Source organism: Hyella patelloides LEGE 07179 (genome assembly GCF_900659865.1).
GTDB classification, from domain to species: Bacteria; Cyanobacteriota; Cyanobacteriia; order Cyanobacteriales; family Xenococcaceae; genus Hyella; species Hyella patelloides.
The window spans coordinates 21142-27757 of the sequence record NZ_LR213835.1 but is presented as its reverse complement, the minus strand read 5'-3'; the positions used below and the strand labels follow the sequence as shown (position 1 = coordinate 27757).

The 6616-nt window shown below is 36.6% G+C and carries 8 protein-coding genes; 4 read left to right on the top strand and 4 right to left on the bottom strand.

Translation table 11 applies throughout. From position 1 onward, the window contains the following. On the bottom strand, positions 1-136 hold a 136-nt coding region (locus H1P_RS12945), incomplete at its 3' end, for an FAD-dependent oxidoreductase (protein WP_144867713.1). A gap of 183 nt (positions 137-319) precedes the next feature. Continuing rightward, positions 320-907, bottom strand: a complete 588-nt coding sequence (locus tag H1P_RS12940; RefSeq protein WP_144867711.1) for a Uma2 family endonuclease — start codon at positions 905-907, stop codon at positions 320-322. 279 nt (positions 908-1186) lie between these two features. Between H1P_RS12940 and bchI the strand changes: the two genes are divergently transcribed. Continuing rightward, positions 1187-2260: a magnesium chelatase ATPase subunit I gene (bchI, locus tag H1P_RS12935; RefSeq protein WP_144867709.1), complete on the top strand. Its 1074-nt coding sequence runs from the start codon at positions 1187-1189 to the stop codon at positions 2258-2260. Positions 2261-2364: 104 nt separating this feature from the next. Further along, on the top strand, positions 2365-3162 hold the full coding sequence (locus tag H1P_RS12930) for an ABC transporter ATP-binding protein (protein WP_144867707.1): 798 nt from the start codon (positions 2365-2367) through the stop codon (positions 3160-3162). A gap of 85 nt (positions 3163-3247) precedes the next feature. Here H1P_RS12930 and H1P_RS12925 read toward each other — a convergent pair whose 3' ends face one another. Both H1P_RS12925 and H1P_RS12920 read right to left on the bottom strand, forming a co-directional pair. Beyond that, entirely contained in the window at positions 3248-4162 is a 915-nt protein-coding gene (locus tag H1P_RS12925; RefSeq protein ID WP_144867705.1) for a Sll0314/Alr1548 family TPR repeat-containing protein, read from the bottom strand. A gap of 113 nt (positions 4163-4275) precedes the next feature. Next, a complete protein-coding gene (locus tag H1P_RS12920) occupies positions 4276-4650 on the bottom strand; it encodes a hypothetical protein (RefSeq protein WP_144867703.1) in 375 nt (124 codons plus the stop codon). A gap of 280 nt (positions 4651-4930) precedes the next feature. On the opposite strand from H1P_RS12920, the gene H1P_RS12915 reads away from it, so the two are divergent. Together H1P_RS12915 and rsmA are read left to right on the top strand one after the other, a co-directional pair. Further along, positions 4931-5575, top strand: a complete 645-nt coding sequence (locus tag H1P_RS12915) for a M23 family metallopeptidase (protein ID WP_144867701.1) — start codon at positions 4931-4933, stop codon at positions 5573-5575. Positions 5576-5757: 182 nt separating this feature from the next. Further along, positions 5758-6606, top strand: a complete 849-nt coding sequence (gene rsmA / locus H1P_RS12910; RefSeq protein WP_144867698.1) for a 16S rRNA (adenine(1518)-N(6)/adenine(1519)-N(6))-dimethyltransferase RsmA — start codon at positions 5758-5760, stop codon at positions 6604-6606. Positions 6607-6616 lie beyond the last annotated feature (10 nt).

The window sequence follows — 6616 nt, the reverse complement described above, 5'->3', positions numbered from 1 at the left end:
TTCCGCCGATACCCCTACCTTTATCTAAAACTGTTACTTTAATACCATTGCGCTGTAAGATACTGGCAATAATTAAGCCTGAAATACCACCACCAATAACTAAGCAAGATGATATTTGTTTGTTTTGATAAGACATAAAGATGATTATTTCCAGATGTTATAAATATCTAATTCAAGATCGCTAAGATTATTTTAATTGCGAGTAGGGTGGGCAATGCCCACCCTACCCTTTAATTATCTCAAGCTGTATTTATAAATAGCTAGGCTGTCTAGATAATAATTTTTTTAGTAGTCGAGTAAGCAAAATGATTAATTCTAACTACAAAATCTCTGTTAAATCTAAAATAAAATTAGGTAAAATATTTTCTCCTGAAAGGCTGGATGGAGACTTGATAATTTCCACTGGTTGATTAGTGCGATAGATTTCTACTTGTTGATTTTGCCTATCTATTAGCCAGCCTAATTTTGCACCATTATCTAGGTATTCCTGCATCTTTTCTTGTAATGGTTTTAAAGCATCTGTTTTAGAACGTAACTCTACTACAAAATCAGGGCAAATAGGCGCAAATTTTTCTTGTTCTTCAGTGGTTAAATTATTCCAGCGAGCTAATTTTATCCAAGAAGCATCAGGAGAACGTTTTGCACCATTAGGTAATGTAAAACCTGTAGAAGAATCAAAAGCAATTCCTAATTTGTGTTTGCTATTCCAAATTTCTAATTGAGTGGTTATTTTAATGTTTCGTCTACCTGTATCACTGCCTGTAGGTGGCATAATAATTAAATCTCCTTGGGAATTGGCTTCAAAGCGATAGTCGCGATTGCGTTGACAAAGTTGCCAAAATTGTTCGTCAGTTAAGTTAATGGCTAACTGAAGCGGAGAATCAAGATTGATAGTGTCTGTACTCATGGCTGCGATAACTCAGTTCGTCTTCATTCTTAATCTTAGCGAGACGTAATATCAGGTTTGCTTAAATACGTTAAATGTGATGGTCGAACAGGAGAAATTTGATTTAAAGTAAGGATACAGACTCGATCTAGATGGAAGAAATTGCCAAAGACCTGTTACTCCCCAAGAGGTCGAAACGTGGCACAATTAAATACGTTTCTCAAGAAAGTCCTTAATAATCGATTAACAGCGAAACATTATTTATTGTCATCATTACAATATAGATAAGAAAAAACTGATATGACTGCAACACTCCAAGCACCTCCGAAAACAGGACGAGTAGTATTTCCTTTTACCGCTATTGTGGGTCAGGAAGAGATGAAACTATCTCTGATTCTGAATGTCATCGATCCTAAAATTGGTGGCGTAATGATTATGGGCGATCGCGGAACGGGAAAATCCACTGCGATTCGCGCTTTGGCTGATTTGTTACCCGAAATTGATGTGGTAGCTGGCGATCCTTTTAATAGCGATCCTCAAGACCCCGATTTGATGAGTAATGAGGTCAAAGAAAAGGTACAACAGCAAATTCCTTTGGAAATTGTGAAAAAGAAAGTCCAGATGGTAGATTTACCGTTGGGTGCTACAGAAGATCGGGTTTGTGGCACAATCGATATTGAAAAAGCTTTGTCTGAAGGGGTTAAAGCTTTTGAACCAGGGTTATTAGCTAAAGCAAATCGCGGTATTCTCTATGTAGACGAGGTTAACCTTTTAGACGATCACTTGGTTGATGTGCTGCTTGATTCGGCTGCTGGTGGCTGGAACACTGTAGAAAGAGAAGGTATTTCGATTCGACACCCCGCACAGTTCGTTATGGTAGGCTCTGGAAACCCCGAAGAAGGAGAATTGCGCCCTCAGCTACTCGATCGCTTTGGAATGCACGCTGAAATCCATACTGTTAAAGAACCCAACCTCAGAGTGCAAATTGTCGAACAAAGAGCCGAATTTGACGGTAATCCTCAAGATTACACTGCTAAACACCAAGAAGAACAAAAAGCTTTACAGGAAAAAATTGTTCAAGCACAGCAATTGCTACCTCAAGTTACTCTCGATTACGATTTACGAATTAAAATTTCGGAAATTTGCTCCGAATTAGATGTTGATGGTTTACGGGGAGATATTGTCACTAACCGCGCAGCTAAGGCGATCGCTGCTTTTGAAGGTAGAACAGAGGTTACAGTGGATGATATCCGTCGCGTAATTGTTCTTTGTTTGCGTCACCGCCTGCGTAAAGACCCCCTAGAATCAATAGATTCTGGTTACAAAGTAGCAAAATCTGTAGCGCGAGTTTTTGGTTTAGAAGAAGATGAATAGTTAATGGTTGATGGTTGATAGTTGATAGTTGATAGTGAATTTGCAGCTTCTATCAGCCATTGAACCTAAAATAAAAAAATATGTGGTTAATGATGAAATGATAAATGTTAAGTGAAAAACAGAAAGAGCCTTTAATTAGACTTGTCGGCGTTTCTAAATCTTTTGGGAATAATATTATTCTCGATAATGTAGACTTGGATATCTACCGTGGAGATGCTTTAGTTCTTATTGGTCCTTCTGGTACGGGAAAATCAACTATTTTAAGGATTATCGCTGGTTTATTGCCTTTAGACAAAGGGAGTATTTACATTAGTGGTCAAAAAAGAAAAGGCTTGATTGAAGATGGAGAAGACCCTCTTGGTATTAGTATGGTATTTCAACAAGCAGCTTTATTTGACTCTTTAACTGTAGCGGAAAATGTGGGTTTCTCTCTTTATCAACACTCTGATTTGTCATACCAAGAGATTAAAGAATTAGTCAGAGAAAAATTAGATATGGTGGGGTTGGGTAATACAGGCGATCGCTTTCCTGCGGAACTTTCAGGAGGGATGCGTAAAAGAGTTAGTTTTGCTCGCGCTATTATGTCTAATCCTAAAGATGAAGCGAGTAGACCAGAAGTTGTCCTCTATGATGAACCTACCGCAGGTCTAGACCCGATTGCTTCTACAGTAATCGAAGACTTGGTACGTGAGCTACAATGCACGGATAGAGGTTGCGGTACTTATGTGATGGTCTCTCACCAAGACAGTACAATTCGTCGCACTGCTGACCGCGTGATCTTTCTCTATGGAGGAAAAATTCAGTGGACAGGAAGTGTTGAAGAAATTGATACTACTGATAATCCTCTGGTAAGGCAATTTTTCAGTGCTAGTACGAAAGGACCTATTAAGGTGATAGAGTAATCGGAATCAGTGGTGACAAATTTGGTTATTTTTCCTGTGTGTAATTAGTATTGCAATTAATATTAATTACACATCGACTGCTTGATTATCTACTAGCTTTTGCCGCTTTAATTTCGTCAATTTTTTCTTGGGTTTGACGCATTTCTCTTTTGAGAGGTGTAACAATAAAACTAGGTAATTGTGCTTCTTTACTAGCTGCTTGAGAAAAATGTTCTAAGGCTTCTTCTAAGATAGAAATATCTTGATTCTTTTTACCAATTTTCCGCAGAATTTGTCCTTTTAAATAGTAGTTTTCAGGATTGTCAGGAGCAATTTCTAGAGCTTGATTGACTGATTCTAAGGCTTTATTATAATCTTTAAGATCGCGATAAGCAACGGCAATTCCTCTGTCCACTAAATAGTCAGGAGAAGCGTATTTCTCGAATCTAGCAATCGCCTGTTCGGGACTAGAAAAAGGTAAATTAACTGCTAATAGTAAATCAACATAACCTTTAATTAGATTTAATTCTGGGTCATCAGGTTCGATGTCTTCTGCTGCATCAAAATACTTGAAAACTAACTGTAATTTTTGAATGGCACTAACGGCACCTTCTTCTTCATAAAGATAAGCACCTTCCATAAAGTGACCTACAGCTTGATAAAGATTACTTCTTAAAGGATCGGTTGTGCTTAAAGATTCCGCAGCTTGTAATGTTTTTAAAGCATAAGCTTTGAGGGTTTCCCAGTCTTTTTCAGTATAGGCTAACGAAGCGAGTAAAGCATAAGCTAAAGGCTCTTTAGCCTCTTCTTGTTCTGCTAATTGTAATGGGTTTTTTGCTCCTTTGTAGTCTCCAAATAAAAAGATAGTTTCAAAAGCTTCTTCTGTATGTTCTCCTAAGTCACGGGAGTTTTCTGTCCGAAAAGGATCGGCTGCAAATGCTAAATTATTAAAGCTTAATGTGGTAGTAAATATAGCAACAACAACAGAAGCAAATTTAGTTTTTGAAAATATTTTACCCATAGACAAATATCAAAATAAAACTATCTCAACTAGACGTATTAGCCTTTTTAAAGTTCCAATTAATAACTATCTTGCAAATAGAGATTACTGACTTCTAATCATTAATCATTCAATTAACCACCTTGACGACCAAGAGCATAAACTCCTGCTCCTATACAGGTCATAATGCCTAAACTGATAGACCAACTGCTACCCAAACTAACATCAATTCCCCAATTACTCAAAAATCCTAACAAGAAGAAAGGAACAATACTCATTACAGAAGCGTAGAAAGCGTTTTGAGACTCTCTAGTGTCGCGAGTCTCTTCAAACTCCTCTACCGAAGTATAGAAGGAACGATCTGCAAAGTTTAACCATCTAGAGAATTGTTCGGTAATCCAATCTTTTAAACCAGAAAGCACAATGTAAAGAGCTAAAGACCAGAGACAACAACCAGCGATCGCTATTTTATCAAATGGAAAGAAAAAAGGGAATATATCTCGAATCATTTATCTAAAATTGATATATACTAAGTAAATTTTCACAATCATGGAAGAATTTTAACAAAGATTGTTTGTCATAAGCACCTCCTATCAGGGTAATAATACCCAGTAATTTTTGAACAGAGAAAATATTCTGATAAGATATTGAGAGTGTTTCATGACAATGGGAACGCTATTTATTTTTACCAAGTATTACTGCATAAATAAATTAGTCTTTATATATAACAATAAAAAGGCTGAGTCTTTGAGTGATGTCTTTCTGTAAAACACGACAATCTACAAATATATGTACTTTAAATTTAAATGGTATCGTCTGACCATAATACTAATCATTAGTTGCGCCTGTTTTTTGGGTATTTCTCAGCTAAAATCTAGTACTCTAAAAGCTTCTAATGTGCCAGCAGCAGAAGTCTACCCTACAGAAATTGCCAGTACAATGTGGCAAAATGGGTTTTTTCCTCTCGAAAATTTTCAGTCCTACACATCTCCATTTGGTTATCGTCGCTCTCCTGTAACTGGCGAAGTACAATTCCACAATGGATTAGATCTAGCTGCACCTCTTGGTAGTTATGTTCGTAGTTGGTGGAGTGGCAAAATTGTTAAAGTTAGTCAAGATAATGCTTGCGGAACTCACGTTATAGTCAAGTCTGGTACTTGGGAACACGTTTATTGTCACTTAAAAGGACACGTAGAAACCTCTGGACAGAACCGTTTAATAGTAGATGCTGGAGCGGGAATTCAACTTGCTCAAGGACAAGAAATTGCAGCAGGAACTAGAATTGGTCGTATTGGTATGACAGGACGCACCACAGGCCCTCATTTACATTGGGTTTTGAAACATAATGGTAGCTATATTGACCCTGCTTCTGTGCTGAGGGAAATGTTTCGTCAAAAAGCTAGCTTGATGCCTAATTCTCAGAATTTTAGCTAGGTAAAGCCGTTATTTATTAGCTTTTATTGAGTAAGAATTTTTATTTGTTCGTTGAGTAGTTAAGCTAACTTAACATATCAAATCAATTAATGATTGCCAAAGATGATATTTAGTTAGGTAGGTGTGAACAGTGAGACACTTTAGCAACCTACACGAACAGAATTTACTATTAATAGTTTTTTATGATTTCAGAAAATAGCCAAAAAAAAAGACCTAATTATCGACCTTTAAAAAGATTCGGTCAGCATTGGCTAAAAAGCGAAAAAGCTTTAGCGAGAATAGTCGCAGCAGCCGAATTAAATCCCAGAGATCGCGTTTTGGAAATAGGCGCAGGTACAGGAATTTTAACCAGCCGTTTATTAGAAGAATCTGAAGCGGTTACTTCTGTAGAGATAGACCGCAATTTGTGCAAAAAGTTAGTGCGGAAGTTTGGTGAATTAGATAATTTTCTCTTACTTCAAGGAGATTTTCTCAATTTAGATGTTACAGAAGCCTTAAAATCTTTTCCGAAGTTTCAAAATCATAATAAAGTTGTTGCCAATATTCCTTATAATATTACTGGTTTAATTTTAGAGAAACTTTTCGGCACAATTTATCGACCAACCGTAGGTAATTATGAATCTATTGTATTATTAATTCAAAAAGAAGTAGGCGATCGCTTAGTAGCAAAACCAGCCACAAAAGCTTACAGTGCGTTATCAGTTAGGATGCAATATTTAGCTCATTGTGATTTAGTTTGTGATGTTCCTGCTAAAGCATTTTCTCCACCGCCCAAGATTGATTCCGTAGTGGTTAAACTACGTCCTAAAATAATTGATAATCCTGCTGATAATCCTCAGCTTTTAGGCACGTTAATTAAGCTAGGTTTTGGTAAACGTCGCAAGATGTTGAGAAATAATTTAAAAAGTTTAAGATCGATAGAAGAGCTAACAACTTTATTAGAAAAATTAGCAATTAATCCTCAAAGTAGAGCAGAAAATCTCAGCGTACGTGATTGGATAAATTTAAGCAATAACTTTCCTCAAGAATAATTATTTATTT

Bases quoted from the DNA above. Each gene is read 5' to 3' on its own strand.
- H1P_RS12940 (WP_144867711.1), bottom strand. From the start codon at position 907: ATGAGTACAGACACTATCAATCTTGATTCTCCGCTTCAGTTAGCCATT.
- bchI (WP_144867709.1), top strand. From the start codon at position 1,187: ATGACTGCAACACTCCAAGCACCTCCGAAAACAGGACGAGTAGTATTT.
- H1P_RS12930 (WP_144867707.1), top strand. From the start codon at position 2,365: ATGTTAAGTGAAAAACAGAAAGAGCCTTTAATTAGACTTGTCGGCGTT.
- H1P_RS12925 (WP_144867705.1), bottom strand. From the start codon at position 4,162: ATGGGTAAAATATTTTCAAAAACTAAATTTGCTTCTGTTGTTGTTGCT.
- H1P_RS12920 (WP_144867703.1), bottom strand. From the start codon at position 4,650: ATGATTCGAGATATATTCCCTTTTTTCTTTCCATTTGATAAAATAGCG.
- H1P_RS12915 (WP_144867701.1), top strand. From the start codon at position 4,931: ATGTACTTTAAATTTAAATGGTATCGTCTGACCATAATACTAATCATT.
- rsmA (WP_144867698.1), top strand. From the start codon at position 5,758: ATGATTTCAGAAAATAGCCAAAAAAAAAGACCTAATTATCGACCTTTA.